Genomic DNA, 19488 nt, shown 5'->3' with positions numbered 1-19488 from the left:
TTTATTTTAAGCATTTACCTCTTGTATACCTTCTGTTCTTTCAAAACCTTGCTCTGTAATTTTAAAGAACTTTTCTTCTGTCTTCTTAACATCATCTTGTATTACATCATTAATTATATTTTCCTAATATAATTAATGATGTGTGCATAGGAAAAAGCATTGGCAAATGCCAATGCTTTTTCCTTTATCTTTTATGTTGATTCGGTTTATTTGGTTTATGTGGCCCTTCAGCCTTCTTCCAACTTACCGCTAACTCTGGACTCGTTTTTTCTTCACTACGCTCAAGTAACACAACTGCATTTTGAATCGTCGGCGTACCTTTATGCGCAATTCCTTGTAATTTCGTTAAATTTCCTGATACTTTAAAGCTAAATCCACCCGATGGCGTTTGTTTCGGAATTAAAATGCGGAATTTCTCTCCTACATTAAATTCAGTTTTCGCTTCACCTTTTTCATTTACGAACTTCGCGCCTTCTGGTGCGCCTGTTGCTTGTACTTTATACGTTCCGCTTTTAGCGTTTGTTTGCACTGTATATAAACCAGTTTCAAAAAACTCATCTTTCAATACTGCTTCTTGTTCTTCTGTAGGATTTACACTCATCGTAATTTCTTGTAGTTCCTCACTAGCGCTTGCTTTTGCAACTATATCTTTCGTTACTTTTTCTACATTTTTATTACGGAAATCTAAATCGTTAATATCAATTTGTTTTAACGCATTCCACACCGCAAGCTGCGTTGCGTAATGTGCCTCTCTCCAATCAGAAACACCTAATTCTTGCGGACTCTTCTGTGGATATCCGTTTAATAATACGCGGTACACTTCAATATCCACTTTCCCCATTTCCGGTAAATCTTGACCGCTTGGAGATTTCAAATCAACATTTAAGCAAAAAGCAATTTTACCATCTGCAGTTTTAATAAGTTCTGTTCGAATTGGCTTCTTCTTTGACCTACTATAACTCCAATCCATTTCATACTTTGTATGATCCATAACTTCTGCGGATGCTTTTTGAAGTGGGAATAATAAGTTCGTAAATACAAATAAAACACTCAAAAAAGCAGCCATTAGCTTGAACGATCGTTTTATATTCATGTCTACAACCCCTTATAAATAACAAATTTACTACTGTTTATTATTTAGTTAGAACATTTTTTTATGCATAAGCAAAACAAAAAAAAAGAGTGCAAACTGTTTGCACTCTTTTTTACCTACTTTAAACTTAGAAATCGAAGTTATCAGGATCTGGACCAACACGATGATTTTCATTTAACGCATCGATTTTTTCCATATCTTCTTTTGTTAATTCAAAATTAAATACATCAGCATTTGCAATAATGCGGTGTTCTTTCGTTGATTTTGGAATCGTGATAACTCCATTTTGTAAATCCCAACGTAAAATAACTTGCGCTGTTGTTTTGCCATATTTATCAGCAATTTCTTGTAATGTTTCGTTATTTAATAATTGACCTTGCATAAGCGGTGACCATGCTTCCATTTGAATACCTTGCTCTTTACAGAAAGCTTGTAGTTCCTTTTGCGTTAAACGCGGATGATATTCGACTTGATTAATCATCGGTTTAATTTCTGCACCTTCCATTACATCCTTCAGGTGATGGATTTGGAAGTTACTTACACCAATTGCACGTACACGCTCTTCTTTATAAAGTGTTTCTAAAGCTCTCCACGAATCTTTATATTTTCCTTCAACAGGCCAATGAACAAGATATAAATCTAAATAATCTAGCTCTAATTTTTTTAAGCTCTCTTCATATGCAGCAATTGTTGCTTCATATCCTTGATCCGCGTTCCATACTTTTGAAGTGATAAATAATTCTTCTCTTGAAATCCCAGTTGCTTCAATTCCTGCACGAATTCCTTCACCTACAGCTTTTTCATTTCCATAAATCGCAGCTGTATCGATGCTGCGGTATCCTGCTTTAATTGCCAATTTTACAGCTTCTACAAGTTCTGGTCCTTCTTCTACTTTAAATACACCTAAACCGAACCAAGGCATTTCTACACCGTTATGCAATACTGTTTTACTTTGTAAGTTTTTCATTTTATTTTCTCTCCTTTATTTTGCTTGATCTCTTTTTTCTAATGCCATACTCCAAGCTGTTAAAATAACAGCTCCTACTACCATAATGCCGCCTACCCAAGCAGTATGGATTAATCCTAACGAGTTCGTTACAATGCCACCTATATAAGAACCTAGAGCAATCCCTGCGTTAAATGCAGCAATATTAATTGCTGAAGCAACATCAACCGCACTTGGAACGAAGCGCTCCGCCAATATAACTACATATACTTGTAGCCCCGGAACATTCATGAATGCGAATAGTCCCATGAAAATAATTGTGATTAATCCAGCGACTTTAAATGGTGCTGTAAATGTTAAAACAAATAATATAATCGCTTGAATAAAGAACATGTAAAATAGCGCTCGAATCGGATTATGATTCGATAACTTTCCGCCGACCATATTCCCTATCGCAATGGCGATTCCATACACTAATAAAATGATGGTAACCGTACTTGCTTCAAATCCTGTTACTTCTTGTAATAGCGGTGATAAATACGTAAATGTTACGAATGTTCCGCCGTATCCAAGTGCAGTAATAATGAAAACAAGTAACAGTCTTCCATTCTTAATTAGTTTGAATTGATCACGAAATGATACAGGTACACCATTTTTCAAATTAGATGGGACCAGTATACTGTTTGCGATTAAAGCAATAACTCCAATTACAACAATCGCCATAAACGATGCTCTCCAGCCAAACTCTTGACCGATAAATGTTCCAATTGGCACACCTGTAATAGTCGCAACTGTTAATCCAGTAAACATAATTGCAATTGCGCTAGCACGTTTATTCTCTGGTACGATCGCAGCCGCAATTGTAGATCCTATCGACATAAACACGCCATGCGCAAACGCAGAAATAACTCTCGCAATAATTAGCACAGTGAAGCTAGTTGCTACCGCCGCGATTCCGTTACCAATAATGAAAATAACCATAATCCACATTAATAATGTCTTTCGCGACATACTAGCTGTTAACGCTGTTAAAATAGGAGCTCCTACTGCTGCTCCTAACGCATATAAGGAAACCGTTAAACCAGCTGTTGTAACTGAAACATTTAAATCTTGCGAAATGGATGGTAATAAACCGACACTAATAAACTCGGTTGTACCAATCCCAAACGCACTAATTGCTAGTGCTAATAAAGCAAACATACTTCTTCGATTCGTCTGAACTTCCGAAGATGGTATTGTATATGAACTCAATTGAATTCCTCCTTATTACAAGAAATCCAATCATAATAGTATGATAAAAAGGCCCTTTTATCTTCTAAAAAATATATTCCATACTTACAAATGCTATTATGAATGGTTTCATTCTTTTTTTGAAGAACGCACTTTAAAGTACGATAGGCACTAAAAAGTAACATAGTCACTTTTCAGTACCGTACTACTCATTTGCCTCTTACATGTGCTATTATGAAACATATTTAACATGATAAAAAGTACGTACTTTAAAGTGCTATAGGTACTAAAAAGTAACATTTGTATTATTTAGCTTACTTTTCTCACAAGCTGAAATCTGCATTGACCAAAGGAGGCTTTCATATGAAGAAATACAATATTCCTGTAGAGGCGACTTTAGAGGTTATCGGCGGAAAATGGAAGGTTGTTATTCTTTGTCACTTAACGAAAGGTACAAAGAGAACAAGTGAACTAAAACGTTTAATGCCTGGTATCACACAAAAGATGTTAACACAGCAATTACGTGAATTGGAAGATGACGGAGTTATTCAAAGAAAGGTATACAATCAAGTCCCACCAAAGGTAGAATATTCCCTTACTGACTACGGTTGGTCTTTAGAATCGATTCTTGATTCTCTTTGTACTTGGGGCGAATGCCACCTTGAAAAAGGCGGCAACACATCCATGTTAATTACAGAGGGTGAACAATAAGAAAAAAGGAAAAAAAGAACAAAAATTTGTTCTTTTTTTCCTTTTTTTCTACATATATATGTACATTTTTAACCTAGACAAAATAATTTATGCGCTTTCATGCCTTGTCAGTACTAGGCTACGGGCTCAATATCAAATAATTAGGAATCATTTTTATGTTAACATACGTGTATATAGTATATAATATAGGTTATATATTATATACACTTTCCGATAAAGGAACTTTCCATTATGCGGACAAGCCATGTATCGGACAGTTCATAGATAATAGGTAAGACATTATGGTTTTAGATTTATGATTTCGGCTTATTTGCCATCATAAATTTAAAGGCATTTTATTGTGTTTTGTGAAACTTTGTATAAAGTTTTGCAAACTTTTTCTGTCCTTACCTATGCCAGGAATATTAATTCCAAAAAATAAGAGTATTGCTATCGTAAAGGAGAATTGGAGATGCCAGAAACTATGACTCAAACAAAGCCAGAACAAGAAACTGTACAAATTTCTGCTAGCCAAGGACAACTTGATGTACTTGATCAGTTGTTAAAACCTGAGGTACAAGAATCATTAACAACACTAGTGGAGCAGCTTCCAAAATTAACTGAGCTTGTTAACATTTTAACTAAGTCTTATGACTTCGCTCAAACTGTTGCTACTGACGAAGTATTAAAAAGCGACACTGTTAGCGCAATCCAAGAGATTGTAGAACCTGTAAAAGATACAGTGAAAAGCATGGCTGCAACTGCTATCGAAGCGAAAGATCGCGCTGATGAAAGCAGCGAAGTTATCGGCCTGTTCGGTCTATTAAAATTATTAAAAGACCCACAAGCACAAAAAATGTTCCGCTTTGTAAACGCATATCTTCAAGTTAGTGCAGAACGTAATAATAAATAATTTAACTTATAACAACAATTAGTAAAGACGGGGGATATCATACTATGTCAAAACAAATTGTCATCTTAGGCGCTGGTTATGGCGGTCTTCTTGCCGCTTTAAACGTACGTAAATATTACAGCAAATCAGAAGCACAAGTTACAGTGATTAACCAATACCCAACACACCAAATCATCACTGAGCTACACCGCCTTGCAGCTGGTAACGTTGCTGAGCAAGCAGTTGCAATGCCACTTACAAAGCTTTTCAAAGGCAAAGACATCGATCTTAAAATTGCAACAGTTGATTCATTCTCAGTTGATAGCAAAGAAATCAAACTAGCTGGTGGCACTACTTTATCTTACGATGCACTTGTAGTTGCTTTAGGAAGTAAAACTGCTTACTTCGGTATTCCAGGACTAGAAGAAAACAGCATGGTATTAAAATCTGCTGCTGATGCAAACAAAATCTACAAACACGTTGAAGACCGTATTCGTGAATACGCGAAAACGAAAAACGAAGCTGATGCTACAATCGTAATCGGTGGTGGCGGATTAACTGGCGTTGAGCTAGTTGGTGAGCTTGCTGACATTATGCCTAAACTTGCAAAAAGCCACGGCGTAAATCCAAAAGAAGTTAAACTTCTTCTTGTTGAAGCAGGTCCAAAAATCCTTCCAGTATTACCAGACCACTTAATCGAACGTGCAACTACTAGCTTAGAAGCACGCGGCGTTACATTCTTAACAGGTCTTCCTGTAACAAACGTTGCTGGCAATGAAATCGACTTAAAAGACGGTCAAAAACTAGTTGCTAACACATTCGTTTGGACAGGCGGCGTACAAGGTAACCCATTAATCGGTGAATCAGGTCTTGAAGTAAACCGTGGTCGTGCAACAGTTGATGCATACCTACAATCTACTTCTCACAAAGACGTATTCGTTGCTGGAGACAGCGCTGTTGTCTTCTCTCCAGACGGCCGTCCATACCCACCAACTGCACAAATCGCTTGGCAAATGGGTGAGTTAATTGGATACAACTTATACGCAGCACTAGAAGGCAAAGCATTCGAAGAGTTCGCACCTGTAAACTCTGGAACACTTGCAAGTCTAGGACGTAAAGATGCTGTTGCTACAATTGGAGCAAGCAATACTCCACTTAAAGGTTTACCAGCATCATTAATGAAAGAAGCAAGTAACGTTCGTTACTTATCACACATTAAAGGTCTATTCAGCTTAGCTTACTAATCTGAATATAAGCCCGAATCATGCCCTGCATGGTTCGGGCTATTTTTATCCGTAATTTTCTCTACTTAATTTTATTCGGCAAAAAAATGGTATTACCTTTAAATTTATCTAAATATACTGACTTTTATAAGGGAGCTAATCCAAAAATTATTTTGGATCAGTCTCCTATTGTCATTTTTTGTTGTTAAATCGATATATCATGAAAATCGCCGATATAATTTCATTCACTACCGCACTTCCCCATTATCCCAGTTTCACTAAGCTGTAGTTCTTCTTCCCTTTACGAATAATAATAAATCTTCCATCAAAAGAATTTTCTACAGTAACATCCGTGCTGACATCCGTTACTTTTTCACCGTTCATAGATATAGCACCATTATTAATATCCTCACGTGCTTGTCTTCTAGATGGTTCAATTCCTAAATCAACTAGCCACTCTACAACATTTTTCGTCTCTTTTGAAGATTGGAATGTCGGCATCTCTTTAAATCCTTGTTCAATTTCATCAGCTGTTAACGATTTAATATCTCCGCTAAATAATGCCGATGTAATTTTCACAGCTTGCAAAAATGCCTCTTCTCCGTGAACGAATTTCGTCATTTCTTCCGCTAATACTTTTTGCGCCTCACGTTTATGTGGTTCTGTTTCCACCTTCACTGCCAATTCATCAATGCGCTCTTTCGTTAAGAACGTAAAGTATTTCAAGTATTTAATTACGTCACGGTCATCTGTATTCACCCAAAACTGGTAAAATTCAAACGGTGTTGTTTTTTCAGGATCGAGCCAAACTGCACCACCTGCTGATTTACCAAATTTCGTACCGTCTGATTTTAACAATAACGGAATTGTTAACCCGAATACTTTCGCCTCGTGTCCTTCTAACTTACGAATTAAATCTAAACCGCTCGTAATATTTCCCCATTGGTCACTACCGCCAATTTGTAATTGAACATCTTCTTTTGTGTATAAATGATGGAAGTCCATCGCTTGCAAAATTTGGTACGTAAATTCTGTGAAAGAAATTCCTGTATCTAAACGACTCGCTACAATGTCCTTCGCTAACATGCTATTGATACTAAAGTTTTTGCCGTAATCACGTAAAAACTCGATAATGTTTATTTCATGTGTCCAGTCGTAGTTATTTACCATCTTCACTTCGCTATTCCCGCCGAAATCAAATAGCTTTTTCATTTGCGCTGTTAACGCATCTACGTTATGCTGCACCACTTCTAAAGTTTGCAGTTGGCGCTCTGATTGGCGTCCACTTGGATCACCAATTGTTCCTGTTGCCCCACCAATTAAAATAACCGGATGATGTCCAGCTAATTGAAATCTTTTCATCATCATAAAAGGAATCAAATGTCCGATATGCATACTATCACCGGTCGGATCTACCCCACAGTATAACGAAATCTCTTTCTCTTCTACTAGCTTACGTAACCCTTCTTCATCCGTCTGTTGATTAACAGCACCGCGCCATTCTAATTCATCAATAATATTCATCTCTTGCCATCCCCTTTATTTTTTTAAAAACAAAAAAGTCCCTATGTCTACGATAGACATAGGGACGATTATTCACCGTGTTACCACCCAGCTTGCATAAATAGCATAGCTATTCATACCACTCTTAGCAATAATATCGATTGCTACTCCGCTTAGCATTAACTAAGATACTCCAGAGTGTAATTCACAAGTTTGTTTGTGCTAGGTTCCAGCAACCCCTAGCTCTCTCGATAACAGTGACAAACTGCTACTGGGCTCTTTCAACGTATTTCATATGTTAAATTATTAGCCATTATATTGAATTAAAACCAAATTGTCAACAATACCCAAATGTTATTTTAAAATAATTCATACGTTTTTAGTTCAAAGATTATTATATATCTTCTCCAATAATCCTTACTTCTCTCTCTAATTTCACACCGAATTTTTCTTCAACTGTTTTTTGTACGAAATGAATTAGATCGATATAATCTTGTGCAGTTCCGTTATCCACATTCACCATAAATCCAGCGTGTTTTAAAGAAACCTCTACACCGCCAATTCGCTTACCTTGCAATCCTGATTCTTGAATAAGCTTACCCGCAAAGTTATTTGGTGGGCGCTTAAATACACTACCACATGAGGGATACTCTAACGGTTGTTTTGATTCACGCTTAAACGTTAAATCATCCATCTTTTCTTTAATTTCTTCACGTACACCTTCTTCAAGTTCAAACTTCGCTTCAAGAATAATATAATGATTGTTCGCAAACACACTCTTACGATAGCCAAATTCAAATTCATCTTTCGTTAAAGTACATAGCTCTCCATCACCTGTCATTACGACAGCTTCTGTTAGCACATATGCAACTTCACCGCCATATGCACCAGCATTCATATATAACGCTCCGCCAACTGAACCTGGTATACCACAAGCAAACTCAAGTCCTGTTAAACAGTGATCTAATGCAATTCGTGACACATCAATAATTGCTGCACCACATTGCGCAACAATTGTTGTCCCTGTTACAGTAACATCTGTAATATGAATTAAACTTACTGTAATCCCGCGAAGACCGCCATCTTTAATAATAACATTAGAGCCATTTCCTAAAAACGTAACTGGAATATTGTATTGATTCGCATACTTTATAACTTCTTGAATTTCATCATAATTCGTAGGAGCAACGAACACATCCGCTTTTCCCCCTACTTTAATATGCGTATGATTCTTTAACATTTCATCTTGCTTCACATGACCTTCAGGCAATACTGTACTTAAATATTTATAAACCTCTTGCATATTCATTTTACGATTCCTCTATTTCTATAATCTTTTTATCCCGCTATCTACGGGCCCATAATATCCCCACATAAAAAACGTACTACAAATAAAAAGCTCAAGTGGTAGATAAAGTGTGCATAAAACACACCTATAAACCTCTTAAATTATAAGAGGTGCCACTCATATTAAAATATATATCGCATAATAAAGCAACCCAAATGGACTACTAAACTTGACATGTAACCATATAGACAATAATTTGTAAAATATATAGGTTTTTCAAAGCACTATCCTTCAGTATCTTACTATACCACACGAAAGGAAAGTGGTATTTTTTTGTAATTTTTACTTTATTTTCATCAATAAAAAAAGAGCACATCCCACAGAATGTGCTCTTTCTATACTCTTTAATTTATTTTTCGTTCTCTTCTTTTTCCTTATCAAACCATAATAGCTCATTGTCATCAACTTCACCATTATAATTGATTAGAATCTCTTCTCCCGCTTTTATATCTTTATAAGCGAAGAAGTTAAACGTATGATTCTCGAAAACAATATCATACGTTGCATTCGGCGTATATGAATGATTAAATAACATACCGTATCCTAACAGGATTGCCGTATGATTTATCCCATACTCAAATGCGTAGTCAGCAAGTAACGTTTTCTCAATGTGTTCATGCTGTTCATTCGGATAAGAGATAACTGGTGCTGCGTGTATCAACTCACCCTTTTTAATATCACGAGTTGCAAATACACCTCTATTAAATTCTCCATCACTAAGTTCAGAAGTCTTAACTTCAATCATATTCGTCACCTATATAATTCTTTCTTTGAAGTATTTTATCTCCTTAAGCTTGGCAGAAAACGAAGAGAAAAGCAATTAAATTCCTATCAAGTATTCGTTTGAATGAAAAAAGAGCACATCATTTGTACTCTTTTAAAGTAAAATTATTTTTCTAAAATATTTTCTAACGACTTCACTTGCTGATTAACCATGTGTAACATCCTTTATACTACTCTGTTCCTACACTTATACGTTTCGATTACTTCAGTTTAAATACTGCACTCACTGGGTTATGATCACTATTTTCAAACTTTAAATCTTTGCCTTGTACATTTACAATTTCGACATTAGGCGAAACGATAAAACCATCAATAATAGTGACGAAATTTTCACCTTCCACATATTTCTTCACATCATCCCTTACCGTCATAACAGAAGGGTCTACAGCCCATTGAAATCCTCCGTCCGCAAAGTCTTTTGGCAATTCTACTAACCATTCGGGACGCTCTTTTACAAACTTAGGATCACTTAATTGGACATTAGAAAGTAACTGGTTCCAATCTCCACCTAATATTACGTAATCACCATTTTGATAACACTTGTTCATATATTCTTTTAAATATTCTACTTGTTGCTTTCTAATTTTTCCGCCTTCATCATAAGCAGATAAATGTACGTTTACGAGCCTAACATACTTGCCATTATTAACTGGGATTTTATGTTCGACAATTGCCCGATCTAAATCGAATAAACGCTTCGGCCAAGGCTCCATTCCTGGCAGTTGGAATCGCGTTGTTTTTTGAACTGTGTATTTAGAAAATGTACTTAGTCCTCCCTCAGCATATCCCATCGGTTTTGTGATCGGGACAGGAACCCACTTTGTATCATAATTCTTCCCAAACGTTGTAGCATAATCTGATAATCCTTGTTTCAAAAATTCATGCTCATTTATATCAAATGAGCGAAGAGATTTTTTATCAACTTCTTGTAACAATGTAAAATCACTATTCTCACTTTGTAAAAACGAAAGTATATTTTTTAAATTAGTCTCGGTTTGCTCCTTACTGCTCGAACCCGAACCTTTTCCCCCGTCCATAAAGAAATCTTGATCCTTATCTAATCCAGCATATCCAATATTAAATGTTGTAACTTTAAATTCATTTCCTGGCTGTAATACGCGCTCTTTATTATTTTCAACCTCTACGTCTATAACGTCCGCCGGCCGCTCTTTTGTAAGTGTCATATACGCTAAAAATCCACCTAGAATACACGCCACTATTAAAATACATATTAATACTATCTTTAAAAATTTCTTCAAAACATATGACTCCTTTATTCACAAAATAATATTTAACTTTTCTGTATTTTCAGTTAAACGAAAGTACATTAAAGACACAAGAGATATTTTACCATAAGAAAAACTTAACATTAACATATTTATTGGCAATCCAAAATAATATTTAGTAAACTATAAATAGAACTTATAGGCGATGGAGTTCGCCATAACCGCTGCATAGCTAATGACTCCTACCAGTATGTACACTGGTAGGAGTCTATTTTTTTTGAGTAAACTATTAGAGAGGTGAAGAAATTGATATATATTATTGTTGGCATAGCTGGTATATTAGGAGCCCTTTCCCGTTATTATTTAGGCCTTACTATCGATATGTTTTGGCATCATTCATTACCATTCGCTACATTAACGATTAACTTAATTGGCTGTTTCTTACTTGCTTGGTTGACCACTTATATTGCTCGGTTAAACATCTTACCTTCCGAAGTTATCACAGGGATTGGAACCGGCTTTATCGGTTCATTTACGACGTTTTCAACATTTAGCGTCGAAACTGTAAAACTAATCAATCATTCTGAGTTAGGTATCGCCTTTTTATATGTATTATGCAGCATGCTAGGTGGTCTAATTATGTCTGGACTCGGCTATAAACTTGGCAACCTTTCACTACAAAACGCCTTGGGGAAGGTGGAAAATCATGATTAGTCCTTTATTAATAGCCGTCGGCGGATTCTTCGGTGCCATCACACGATTTGCGATTAGCAATTGGTTTAAAGAAAGAAACAAAACTTCATTTCCAATTGCTACATTTCTCATTAATATAACGGGAGCATTTTTACTCGGATATATAATTGGCAAAGGGATAACTACAAGTTGGCAATTATTATTAGGCACAGGGTTCATGGGCGCCTTCACTACATTTTCAACATTTAAATTAGAGTCCATCCAGCTGCTTAATCGTAAAAACTTTTGCACCTTCTTTTTATATTTAAGTGCTTCTTATATAATCGGTATCACATTCACATTCCTTGGGATGAAGTTAGGCGGAATATAAAGTGAAACTTTAATCAGTGGGGTTTTGTTCATCCCCCACTGATTATTAGCCCACACCAATCGGGCTTTTACGGGCAGTTGATCTCCCACCTAACTCCTTTGCTTTACAGCCGAATTTTGAGGTGGGAGTCTTACTGCCCACAAATAGCGGGATAAAAAAGAAAGCGACTCCTATCAGTCGCTTTCTTTCATAAAAAGTATGTTGCACCATAAGGAATTGAAAATAGACCAGCTGGATACACATTATAATGTACGATTTGCATCGGAGGCTGTGTATACGGCATATACTGACTCTGCATCATGTGCCCCATCTGTGCTTGTTGTTGCATTTGAATAGCCTGATGTACTGCTTGAATTGTCTCCTGTGCCCCGGCCAGTGTAATAGCCGGCCCTGCTTGTCTTCCAGTGTAAAAATAATGGTTCATCATTATTCAGCTCACTTTATATACAGAGTAACTTCCTTTTACATGTTATGTTTACATACGATGTGAGTGTTTTAAATTTACATAAAACATGTTTTTAGCCCAACCCATACATAAAACACCTTCATAGAGTATATAAATGCCCACCAATATATGAAAAGGAGTGAGAATATGAGTTTCTACGAACAACAACCTTTTACTCAAGATGACTATTATCGAGATCAACATTGGCATCCCCAGAATCCACTAAAACACCAAACAATCACTATAATTGGTCCTGCTGTTTCTCACGGATTACGTGAAGCTGCTCATCTCGGCTATCAACACGCATTAACCGAAGCTGTTGCTATCGGCTACTTACTTGGAAGAGGTTACGATTATAATACCGCTTGGAAAACCGTTGAATCTTGGTGGAGACCACCAGGATCCCCGCTTCCTACTCCATACTAAAGTAAAAAAACATAAAAGACCGTAAAAATACGGTCTTTTCAATTACATATAAAGTAAAAATTTAATCAGTGGGAATTTTGTTCATCCCTACTGATTATTAGCCCTCATCAATCGGGCTGCCCATTAATGCGTGATAAAATTATACCTGTTTTTTTCTAAACATCGAGAAAATAGCTACAAACAATATCGCCATAACTCCACTAAAAGCAAATAAATAAGCTAATGGAATTAAGAAAAATGGTTCCACTAAAGTTCCATCCGGCTTCACTTCCGAACCAATTATATTAAACATAATTATACATAACACTCCTAAAAATATCGGACTAGACGCTAATAAATACTTTTTCTTCATCATAATTTCTCCTTTTCATACTCTAAAATATCACCTGGCTGACACGCTAAAACTTCACATATTTTCTCTAAACTTGAGAATTTAATTGCTTTTGCTTTTCCATTTTTTAATATCGAGACATTCGCCATTGTAATTCCTAATTTCTCAGATAGCTCTGTCACGCTCATTTTTCTTTTCGCTAACATTACATCGAGATTTACTACAATCGCCATAACAGAACACCTCAAATCGTTAAGTCATTATCATCTTTTATTTCACTTGCTTTTCTAACTAAATGAGAAAGTAAGGAAGTAAAAATAGATATAACGACCGAGAAGAACAAAATAAGTAGCAGAATAACTAAAATACTTGTATGATAACTTCCAGCTACGAAAATATATAGTAATGCCCCGATATATATAACACCTTCAGTCATTGATAAGATGCTAATTATCTTTAATCTATTCGCATTTTTTACAGTAAAGGCTTTGTCTGAACCAATGTCTGAACATATTTTCCATCCTAAAAATAAAGCGCTGAAAAATGGAATTCCCGTGATCCAAATGAATGTTACAAATGGCTCATATAGTCCCTTCAAACTTTCTGAAGCTAACAATACCGCTCTTCCCGTTTCTGGCCCAATATATATACAGAACAATAAACCAAAACATCCACAAAGTACGATAATCAACTTTAGCCATAATGACAATTCTTTTTGTTTCACAAAATAACCTCCTGAACTAACAGTGTGTATCTATTACTGTTTTTTCAACTTTGAAGTAATAATTCCAAATAGCGACACACCAATACCACTAAAGAACAGTAAATAACTTATTGGTACTAGAAACAAGAATGGTTCTACAAGCAAACCATTTGCTGCTACTTTACTAGTTGTCGCATGAATTGTTAAACAAGTAGCCCCTAAAAGCATTAAAGTCATAGCTACTAAATATTCACTTTTCATAATATACTCTCCTTTTCACTATGCTTGCTACCATCATAATAAATCTAACCACATTATAAGTCAACAACTATTTATCGTTTTACGATAAATAGTTGTTGTTTAACATAATAAAAAGACTATAGACAAATCACTGTCTATAGCCTTATCACTCAATCATTTTGCTCCTAAATATGCCTTTTGGAACATACACATTCTTATCGCATTATGGTAAGTACCATCAACGAAAAACTCGTCTTGTAACTCACCTTCCACCATAAATCCAACCTTTTTATACACATGTACAGCCTTTTCATTCTCTTTATCAACAACTAAATATATCTTATGCATATTTAATACAGAAAAAGCGTAATCCATCGCTAAACGCGTTGCATCAGCTGCATAACCGTGTCCTTGATAATTAGGATCAATAATAATTTGGAATTCAGTTCTACGGTGAATATAATCAATTTCTACTAATTCGACCAATCCAACCATCTCATTATCTTTCTCAACGATAAACCGGCGTTCACTTTGATCATGTATATGTTTATCATATAAATCCTGCAGCTCCACAAATGCCTCATACGGTTCTTCAAACCAATAAGACATAATATGTGCGTTATTATTAAGTTCGTGTACAAACTTTAAATCTTCTCGTTCTAATGGACGTAACTTCAATTCCTGATTCATTCCTATAACCTCCAAATAAAAGAAACCTCTTCACTTAATTTCTCTATTTTTTTCGATTTCAAACGCCCTAATTACATTGTAAACCTTCAAGTTACTTGAAGGTCAAGACGTAAAAAAGTAGTGCAAACTTATGTCTGCACTACTACTCTTTTCTTAAATCTCTCAAATTTGATATGTATAAAGCAATGACTAAAACAAGAATGGATCCTGCATATAATAACGTCTCAAACGGTTCATCATGAGATACAATAATTAATCGAATTAATGCCGTAATTCCAATATAAATAAAATAACGTAACGGGAAATGATAATTCGATTTGAAATACTTAATAATTAATGCGATAAACTCGAAGTATAAGAAGTAGACAATGATACTTTCAACTAATTTATAAGATGTATACTTCTTCGCTGAAAATATGTATTGAACAAATGTGATTGTCTCATTAATTAAAAAAATAGATAAGACAATGGATAATATGATTAGAGCAAAATTTAATATCCACTGTAAAACACTCGCAATAAAATGATCGATGTTAAATGATTTCATTTTCTCTTTAAACTCCCCTTCGTATAAGTGCATATTTATTATAGCAAAATTATACTTACAGAAGTGTTAAATCAAATATGATCGTCCTCTTTCACTATCACTTCACCATTCGGATATTTATGCTTAATATAGTCGCTTCCCCAATCGCAAAGTACTTTTAAACCTTCTTTTAATGATTGTCCCTGTTCTGTAAGGGAATATTCCACTTTCGGCGGCACTTGATTGTATACTTTTCTAGATACAAGTCCATCCACTTTCTATTTCTAGATTAAAAATCTACAAACAAAAAATCACATCTGTAATTATCCCAATCTTTGCTTTGTAAGAAACTTTATAAAAGAATATTTTAGTTTTTTCACAATTTAACTATATTAAGTATTACAGTATTAATCAGTTCAGAAATAATGTTTCTTCCAAAAAGTGCACTTAGCGGCATTCCTTCTTCCTTACAATGTGTTTCTGGATTACTCGTAGGTATTATGATTTTCATTCTACTGGAACCACTTTGGCAAGTATTTAAAAGCACAACACTTGCCAAAGTGGTTATTTTTTTATAAACATGAACAAATTTTAGGAATTAGTTTATCTTTTTTTAAGGATTTATTTAGAGGGAGTTTATACTCGGGTATTAACATAATAAACGTAGTAACTAAGTTCATTAATTGAATCTGAGTCTTTTCATATATAACTTATAACAATGTTAAGGACTCAGAAGGACGAATTGCGACTATAATCGCAAACCGTACCACTAGTATAAATACGGGTAAACCATGTGAATAACATGAAAATCATAAAATGAGGAGACGATAAAAAATGAACAAAAAAACAAAAGCCCTATCATCAATACTGCTCGGATTCACATTAGCGCTAACAGGATGTGCTGGTACTAAAGCCGAAGAAAATCATAGTAAACCGAAGCAAGAACAAGCTGCTCAAGAGAATAAAAAGGAAAATAAGTTAACTAAAGGGCAAAAAATGGCTAACATTCTTAGCGAGACAAATTGGCAAGGTACAAGAGTGTATGACAAAGATAAGAATGACTTAACAAAAGAGAATGCAAACTTCATTGGTCTAGCAAAATATGATGCGAAGTCAGGAAGATATGAATTTTTTGATGCTAAGACAGGTGAAAGTCGTGGCGATAAAGGAACTTTCTTTGTCACAAATGATGGGAAGAAGAGAATATTAATTTCAGAATCAATGAAGTATCAAGCTGTTGTTGACATGACAAAACTAAATAAAAATGTATTTACTTATAAAAGAATGGGGAAAGACGCTAACGGTAAAGATGTAGAAGTTTTCGTTGAACATGTTCCATATAAAGAAAAAGAACTTTCTTTCACTGATCCGGACAAGCAGCTGAACACTACTACAGGAGATATTGTTAAAAACGTTGATGGAGATAAAATTTTAGGCGGTACCCTTTGGCACGGAACAAAAGTATTAGATGAAGCGGGTAATGATGTAACACAGTTTAATTCGAATTTTATAAGTCTAGCAAAATTTGATGACAAGTCTAATAAATATGAGTTCTTCAATAGCGAAACAGGTCAAAGCCGCGGTGATTATGGCTACTTCGATGTTGTACACGAAAATAAAATAAGAGCCCATGTTTCAATTGGAAATAATAAATATGGTGCCGCTCTTGAACTTACTGAACTGAATAATAATAAATTTACGTATAAAAGAACTGGTAAAGACCAAGCTGGTAAAGACATAACTGTATTCGTTGAACATGAACCTTATAAAGGTGATGTTACACCAAAATTTAGTTTCTAATAAAGTTTAATTAAAAATCCTGTACTGAGCTACAGGATTTTTCTTATTAATCCACTTTTTATATTCGAAACATAAATCAGCTGTAAACTAAAAGAAGCATAAGTTGGCCAAAACGCCATCTTATGCTTCTTGTTATACACAATGTGACTTTACCCATAAAGTTGCCGCTAAAGGAAGCATATCTTTGCCGGAAATCACATGTTTTTGAGGAGATTTAGTTGATTATTCGAGGAAAAAGGAAACATACCTTCGCCGTGGATTAATTATTAACCCATAAGCTTGCCATGAATGCTGTTGGTTTGTAATAAAGTTTGATCAAAAGCATGCTACAAAAATTGATTTTTCAATAGAAAAAACCCAAATATTTTGAAAAAAGTTTGATCAAAATGCTTGGGTTATTTGTTGCTAGTGAATAATTTTTCATAAAAAAGTTTAATCATTTTTCTACCTGTGTTTGCTCAACAATCGTGCCCAATTGCGATATTATTAAATTGTTACCCTTTTTCCCTTTTCGGCCAAATAAAATTGCTTATGGCAATCAAAAGATCGATACCCAACACAAGTGTCCATACTTTTAGAAAGCCAGCCAACACTTCTGTTCGAGAAGAATCGTTAATTAAATAGATTAATACAAATAAAATTCCGGCACCTATTAGAAAAGCAAGCACATGTTGTCCCCAGCTTTTAAAGTAGTGTTTCGCATAATCAATGCCAAATCTTTTAACTGGTTTCGCTCCTTGTTTCATCACATAATATTGAAAGCGTATATCAGCCCACTCAATCATACTCCTACCGAATGCGATTGAGATTCCAATATAAACAGCAGCTATTGCATGCACTTGGGTAGCAGTCGCACCACGATACAAGTCGACACCCGTAACAACTAATAAAATTAAATCAATAACAGGTGTTAAAGCTAGGAAAAACAATCCTAATTTATTTTTCTTAAGGATATATCGTGTGAGCAGACCTAAAGTTATAACAACCCAAAACCCTATTTCACAAGCAACGATCAACCACGCAATTACATTCACCCCAACACCCCCTTGTACAACGCACGCAATTACTCGCTTTTCCTTAACAGTACCACAATATGGCCCTTTAGTGGAGTAACTTTATTGCCGCTCAACAGTTCCTTAATCCGTCTTTCAGTTCAGATCTTCTTTTCACTATAAAAACATCCCTTTAGATAAACTGATCCAAAGGGACAAAACATCGCGTCTTTTTTATAAACACCGTGACTTTATTTAAAAGCGACATTAAAAATATTCTTCAAATCCTGGAAGCATAAGTTTGCCGCAAACAAAAAGAACCATAAGCTTGCCGTTCCGGCAAACTTATGGTTCATATCATACAAAATAAAAAAACCACCAAATATGTATTGGTGGAGACGGTGGGAGTCGAACCCACGTCCAAAAATATCGGCACTTAAGCTTCTACGAGTGTAGTCGATATATTAGCATTTCGCGAACTCTTCGGCCTATCGACAGGCTTCCAAGTTGCTAGTCTGGTTGTTCTCTTCCTTTGTCCTCAGACGGCGAACTCCGGCGTAGTCCACTTAGTTTGAGTCCCTTACCCTACCACATGGACGATGGAGGGAGGAACCTTTAGTGCAATTAAGCAGCTAAAGAAAGATTGTTTTGTTTGCCAATTATAGGCTTTGACGTTTTAACGAGGCCGATCCCCTCGACTCGCAACTTAAGCTCGAACTATCCCTGTCGAATCCGTAACGTCCCCATGATAGAAATGGAGCATACGAAGAAATATCGTGATAGCTACTAAGAGCTGTTTTTCAATGTGCAACAATCTTACATAAGTTATTATATCATACGCGCGCCGTTTTACAAATGTAAATATTTGTATTACATCTTTTGACGATCACGGAACGCGCGTGCAATTTCACGTTTTGCTTCTTTCTCTTTTAAATCATGACGTTTATCATATTGTTTCTTACCTTTTGCTAAACCAAGTGCCATTTTTGCAAATCCATTTTTCAAATAGATTCTAAGTGGAACTAATGCATATCCTGTTTCTTTTGCAGCTCCTGCTAACTTATCAATTTCTTTTTTATGAAGAAGTAACTTTCTCGTGCGAAGCGGATCATGGTTGAAACGATTCCCTTGTTCGTACGTACTAATATGCATATTATGAACCCATACTTCACCATTATGTATACGTGCAAACGCATCTTTCAAGTTCACGCGTCCAGCGCGAATCGACTTAATTTCCGTTCCTTGAAGGACAAGCCCTGCTTCGTATGTTTCTTCGATGAAATAATCATGAAATGCTTTTTTATTTTGTGCAATAACCTTACCTGTACCCTTTGGCAT

General features: G+C 35.4%; 23 protein-coding genes, 1 other RNA gene, 1 pseudogene, 1 riboswitch and 1 other annotated feature. Of the genes and pseudogenes, 7 read left to right on the top strand and 18 right to left on the bottom strand.

Translation table 11 applies throughout. The features are described 5' to 3' along the window. Positions 1 to 184 precede the first annotated feature (184 nt). The 3 genes from BAU28_RS01235 to BAU28_RS01225 all read right to left on the bottom strand — a co-directional run bounded on the left by BAU28_RS01235 (position 185) and on the right by BAU28_RS01225 (position 3239). Positions 185 to 1093, bottom strand: a complete 909-nt coding sequence (locus BAU28_RS01235) for a thioester domain-containing protein (RefSeq protein ID WP_002174135.1) — start codon at positions 1091 to 1093, stop codon at positions 185 to 187. A gap of 127 nt (positions 1094 to 1220) precedes the next feature. Beyond that, positions 1221 to 2060, bottom strand: coding sequence for an aldo/keto reductase (locus tag BAU28_RS01230; RefSeq protein ID WP_071717475.1), 840 nt, complete (start codon positions 2058 to 2060; stop codon positions 1221 to 1223). 15 nt (positions 2061 to 2075) lie between these two features. Further along, positions 2076 to 3239: an MFS transporter gene (locus tag BAU28_RS01225; RefSeq protein WP_165615141.1), complete on the bottom strand. Its 1164-nt coding sequence runs from the start codon at positions 3237 to 3239 to the stop codon at positions 2076 to 2078. Between the two features lie 393 nt (positions 3240 to 3632). Here BAU28_RS01225 and BAU28_RS01220 point away from each other — a divergent pair, with 393 nt between their 5' ends. From BAU28_RS01220 to BAU28_RS01210, 3 genes are all read left to right on the top strand, one after another. Beyond that, on the top strand, positions 3633 to 3980 hold the full coding sequence (locus BAU28_RS01220) for a winged helix-turn-helix transcriptional regulator (RefSeq protein ID WP_071717473.1): 348 nt from the start codon (positions 3633 to 3635) through the stop codon (positions 3978 to 3980). A gap of 451 nt (positions 3981 to 4431) precedes the next feature. Next, on the top strand, positions 4432 to 4872 hold the full coding sequence (locus tag BAU28_RS01215; RefSeq protein WP_002174139.1) for a DUF1641 domain-containing protein: 441 nt from the start codon (positions 4432 to 4434) through the stop codon (positions 4870 to 4872). Positions 4873 to 4916: 44 nt separating this feature from the next. Continuing rightward, positions 4917 to 6095 carry an NAD(P)/FAD-dependent oxidoreductase gene (locus BAU28_RS01210; protein WP_071717472.1) on the top strand — a complete coding sequence of 393 codons (1179 nt, stop codon included), beginning with the start codon at positions 4917 to 4919 and terminating at the stop codon, positions 6093 to 6095. A 243-nt stretch (positions 6096 to 6338) separates the two neighbouring features. Here BAU28_RS01210 and tyrS read toward each other — a convergent pair whose 3' ends face one another. The 4 genes from tyrS to BAU28_RS01190 form a co-directional block, all read right to left on the bottom strand. Continuing rightward, positions 6339 to 7598, bottom strand: a complete 1260-nt coding sequence (gene tyrS, locus BAU28_RS01205; protein WP_002174141.1) for a tyrosine--tRNA ligase — start codon at positions 7596 to 7598, stop codon at positions 6339 to 6341. A 57-nt stretch (positions 7599 to 7655) separates the two neighbouring features. Next, positions 7656 to 7871 (bottom strand) — a binding site (T-box leader). Between the two features lie 100 nt (positions 7872 to 7971). Next, entirely contained in the window at positions 7972 to 8886 is a 915-nt protein-coding gene (gene murB / locus BAU28_RS01200; protein WP_071717471.1) for a UDP-N-acetylmuramate dehydrogenase, read from the bottom strand. 388 nt (positions 8887 to 9274) lie between these two features. Continuing rightward, complete coding sequence (locus tag BAU28_RS01195) at positions 9275 to 9670, bottom strand: SET domain-containing protein (protein ID WP_002174143.1); 396 nt, start codon at positions 9668 to 9670, stop codon at positions 9275 to 9277. A 238-nt stretch (positions 9671 to 9908) separates the two neighbouring features. After that, positions 9909 to 10967 carry an endonuclease/exonuclease/phosphatase family protein gene (locus BAU28_RS01190; protein WP_071717470.1) on the bottom strand — a complete coding sequence of 353 codons (1059 nt, stop codon included), beginning with the start codon at positions 10965 to 10967 and terminating at the stop codon, positions 9909 to 9911. Between the two features lie 159 nt (positions 10968 to 11126). After that, a riboswitch (Fluoride riboswitch) is annotated at positions 11127 to 11186 on the top strand. A gap of 54 nt (positions 11187 to 11240) precedes the next feature. Here BAU28_RS01190 and crcB (BAU28_RS01185) point away from each other — a divergent pair. Beyond that, on the top strand, positions 11241 to 11648 hold the full coding sequence (gene crcB, locus BAU28_RS01185; RefSeq protein ID WP_071717469.1) for a fluoride efflux transporter CrcB: 408 nt from the start codon (positions 11241 to 11243) through the stop codon (positions 11646 to 11648). Beyond that, positions 11641 to 11997 carry a fluoride efflux transporter CrcB gene (gene crcB, locus BAU28_RS01180; RefSeq protein ID WP_071717468.1) on the top strand — a complete coding sequence of 119 codons (357 nt, stop codon included), beginning with the start codon at positions 11641 to 11643 and terminating at the stop codon, positions 11995 to 11997. Before crcB (BAU28_RS01185) ends, crcB (BAU28_RS01180) begins: the two co-directional genes overlap by 8 nt. Positions 11998 to 12184: 187 nt before the next feature. Here the strand turns inward: crcB (BAU28_RS01180) and BAU28_RS01170 are convergent, their stop codons facing one another. Then, positions 12185 to 12424: a DUF3947 family protein gene (locus BAU28_RS01170; RefSeq protein ID WP_025148246.1), complete on the bottom strand. Its 240-nt coding sequence runs from the start codon at positions 12422 to 12424 to the stop codon at positions 12185 to 12187. A 147-nt stretch (positions 12425 to 12571) separates the two neighbouring features. Here BAU28_RS01170 and BAU28_RS01165 point away from each other — a divergent pair, with 147 nt between their 5' ends. Further along, positions 12572 to 12868 carry a hypothetical protein gene (locus BAU28_RS01165; RefSeq protein ID WP_244158050.1) on the top strand — a complete coding sequence of 99 codons (297 nt, stop codon included), beginning with the start codon at positions 12572 to 12574 and terminating at the stop codon, positions 12866 to 12868. Positions 12869 to 13007: 139 nt separating this feature from the next. Here BAU28_RS01165 and BAU28_RS01160 read toward each other — a convergent pair whose 3' ends face one another. The 7 genes and pseudogenes from BAU28_RS01160 to BAU28_RS01130 form a co-directional block, all read right to left on the bottom strand. Further along, complete coding sequence (locus BAU28_RS01160; protein WP_033719598.1) at positions 13008 to 13220, bottom strand: DUF3955 domain-containing protein; 213 nt, start codon at positions 13218 to 13220, stop codon at positions 13008 to 13010. Beyond that, a complete protein-coding gene (locus BAU28_RS01155; protein WP_071717467.1) occupies positions 13220 to 13432 on the bottom strand; it encodes a helix-turn-helix domain-containing protein in 213 nt (70 codons plus the stop codon). The genes BAU28_RS01160 and BAU28_RS01155 overlap by 1 nt, the downstream gene beginning before the upstream one ends. Positions 13433 to 13443: 11 nt before the next feature. Further along, positions 13444 to 13923: a DUF2975 domain-containing protein gene (locus BAU28_RS01150; protein WP_071717466.1), complete on the bottom strand. Its 480-nt coding sequence runs from the start codon at positions 13921 to 13923 to the stop codon at positions 13444 to 13446. Between the two features lie 33 nt (positions 13924 to 13956). Then, complete coding sequence (locus BAU28_RS01145; RefSeq protein WP_071717465.1) at positions 13957 to 14163, bottom strand: DUF3955 domain-containing protein; 207 nt, start codon at positions 14161 to 14163, stop codon at positions 13957 to 13959. Between the two features lie 153 nt (positions 14164 to 14316). Next, positions 14317 to 14832 carry a spermidine N1-acetyltransferase gene (gene speG / locus BAU28_RS01140; RefSeq protein WP_071717464.1) on the bottom strand — a complete coding sequence of 172 codons (516 nt, stop codon included), beginning with the start codon at positions 14830 to 14832 and terminating at the stop codon, positions 14317 to 14319. Positions 14833 to 14974: 142 nt separating this feature from the next. Then, positions 14975 to 15379: a phosphate-starvation-inducible protein PsiE gene (gene psiE, locus BAU28_RS01135; protein WP_048370338.1), complete on the bottom strand. Its 405-nt coding sequence runs from the start codon at positions 15377 to 15379 to the stop codon at positions 14975 to 14977. 71 nt (positions 15380 to 15450) lie between these two features. Next, positions 15451 to 15630, bottom strand: a pseudogene (locus BAU28_RS01130) (winged helix-turn-helix transcriptional regulator); the annotation flags it as partial. Between the two features lie 562 nt (positions 15631 to 16192). Between BAU28_RS01130 and BAU28_RS01125 the strand changes: the two are divergent. Beyond that, positions 16193 to 17158 (top strand): DUF4822 domain-containing protein, encoded by a 966-nt coding sequence (locus BAU28_RS01125; protein WP_071717463.1) that lies wholly within the window; start codon positions 16193 to 16195, stop codon positions 17156 to 17158. Positions 17159 to 17652: 494 nt separating this feature from the next. On the opposite strand, the gene BAU28_RS01120 is transcribed toward BAU28_RS01125, so the two are convergent. From BAU28_RS01120 to smpB, 3 genes are all read right to left on the bottom strand, one after another. Then, positions 17653 to 18192, bottom strand: a complete 540-nt coding sequence (locus BAU28_RS01120; RefSeq protein ID WP_033718065.1) for a hypothetical protein — start codon at positions 18190 to 18192, stop codon at positions 17653 to 17655. Positions 18193 to 18540: 348 nt separating this feature from the next. Next, positions 18541 to 18895: a transfer-messenger RNA gene (gene ssrA, locus BAU28_RS01115) on the bottom strand. 125 nt (positions 18896 to 19020) lie between these two features. Continuing rightward, positions 19021 to 19488 carry an SsrA-binding protein gene (gene smpB, locus BAU28_RS01110; RefSeq protein WP_071717462.1) on the bottom strand — a complete coding sequence of 156 codons (468 nt, stop codon included), beginning with the start codon at positions 19486 to 19488 and terminating at the stop codon, positions 19021 to 19023.

Source organism: Bacillus paramycoides, from assembly GCF_001884235.1.
GTDB lineage: Bacteria > Bacillota > Bacilli > Bacillales > Bacillaceae_G > Bacillus_A > Bacillus_A paramycoides.
This window is presented reverse-complemented; position numbering and strand designations above follow the sequence as displayed.

What these genes read in the sequence shown, in the direction of transcription:
- smpB (WP_071717462.1), bottom strand. Translation starts at nt 19,488, where the DNA reads ATGCCAAAGGGTACAGGTAAGGTTATTGCACAAAATAAAAAAGCATTT.
- tyrS (WP_002174141.1), bottom strand. Translation starts at nt 7,598, where the DNA reads ATGAATATTATTGATGAATTAGAATGGCGCGGTGCTGTTAATCAACAG.
- speG (WP_071717464.1), bottom strand. Translation starts at nt 14,832, where the DNA reads ATGAATCAGGAATTGAAGTTACGTCCATTAGAACGAGAAGATTTAAAG.
- BAU28_RS01210 (WP_071717472.1), top strand. Translation starts at nt 4,917, where the DNA reads ATGTCAAAACAAATTGTCATCTTAGGCGCTGGTTATGGCGGTCTTCTT.
- BAU28_RS01235 (WP_002174135.1), bottom strand. Translation starts at nt 1,093, where the DNA reads ATGAATATAAAACGATCGTTCAAGCTAATGGCTGCTTTTTTGAGTGTT.
- BAU28_RS01155 (WP_071717467.1), bottom strand. Translation starts at nt 13,432, where the DNA reads ATGGCGATTGTAGTAAATCTCGATGTAATGTTAGCGAAAAGAAAAATG.
- BAU28_RS01230 (WP_071717475.1), bottom strand. Translation starts at nt 2,060, where the DNA reads ATGAAAAACTTACAAAGTAAAACAGTATTGCATAACGGTGTAGAAATG.
- BAU28_RS01220 (WP_071717473.1), top strand. Translation starts at nt 3,633, where the DNA reads ATGAAGAAATACAATATTCCTGTAGAGGCGACTTTAGAGGTTATCGGC.
- BAU28_RS01160 (WP_033719598.1), bottom strand. Translation starts at nt 13,220, where the DNA reads ATGAAGAAAAAGTATTTATTAGCGTCTAGTCCGATATTTTTAGGAGTG.
- psiE (WP_048370338.1), bottom strand. Translation starts at nt 15,379, where the DNA reads ATGAAATCATTTAACATCGATCATTTTATTGCGAGTGTTTTACAGTGG.
- BAU28_RS01170 (WP_025148246.1), bottom strand. Translation starts at nt 12,424, where the DNA reads ATGATGAACCATTATTTTTACACTGGAAGACAAGCAGGGCCGGCTATT.
- BAU28_RS01195 (WP_002174143.1), bottom strand. Translation starts at nt 9,670, where the DNA reads ATGATTGAAGTTAAGACTTCTGAACTTAGTGATGGAGAATTTAATAGA.
- BAU28_RS01145 (WP_071717465.1), bottom strand. Translation starts at nt 14,163, where the DNA reads ATGAAAAGTGAATATTTAGTAGCTATGACTTTAATGCTTTTAGGGGCT.
- BAU28_RS01125 (WP_071717463.1), top strand. Translation starts at nt 16,193, where the DNA reads ATGAACAAAAAAACAAAAGCCCTATCATCAATACTGCTCGGATTCACA.
- BAU28_RS01215 (WP_002174139.1), top strand. Translation starts at nt 4,432, where the DNA reads ATGCCAGAAACTATGACTCAAACAAAGCCAGAACAAGAAACTGTACAA.
- murB (WP_071717471.1), bottom strand. Translation starts at nt 8,886, where the DNA reads ATGAATATGCAAGAGGTTTATAAATATTTAAGTACAGTATTGCCTGAA.
- crcB (WP_071717468.1), top strand. Translation starts at nt 11,641, where the DNA reads ATGATTAGTCCTTTATTAATAGCCGTCGGCGGATTCTTCGGTGCCATC.
- BAU28_RS01225 (WP_165615141.1), bottom strand. Translation starts at nt 3,239, where the DNA reads ATGTTTGCTTTATTAGCACTAGCAATTAGTGCGTTTGGGATTGGTACA.
- BAU28_RS01165 (WP_244158050.1), top strand. Translation starts at nt 12,572, where the DNA reads ATGAAAAGGAGTGAGAATATGAGTTTCTACGAACAACAACCTTTTACT.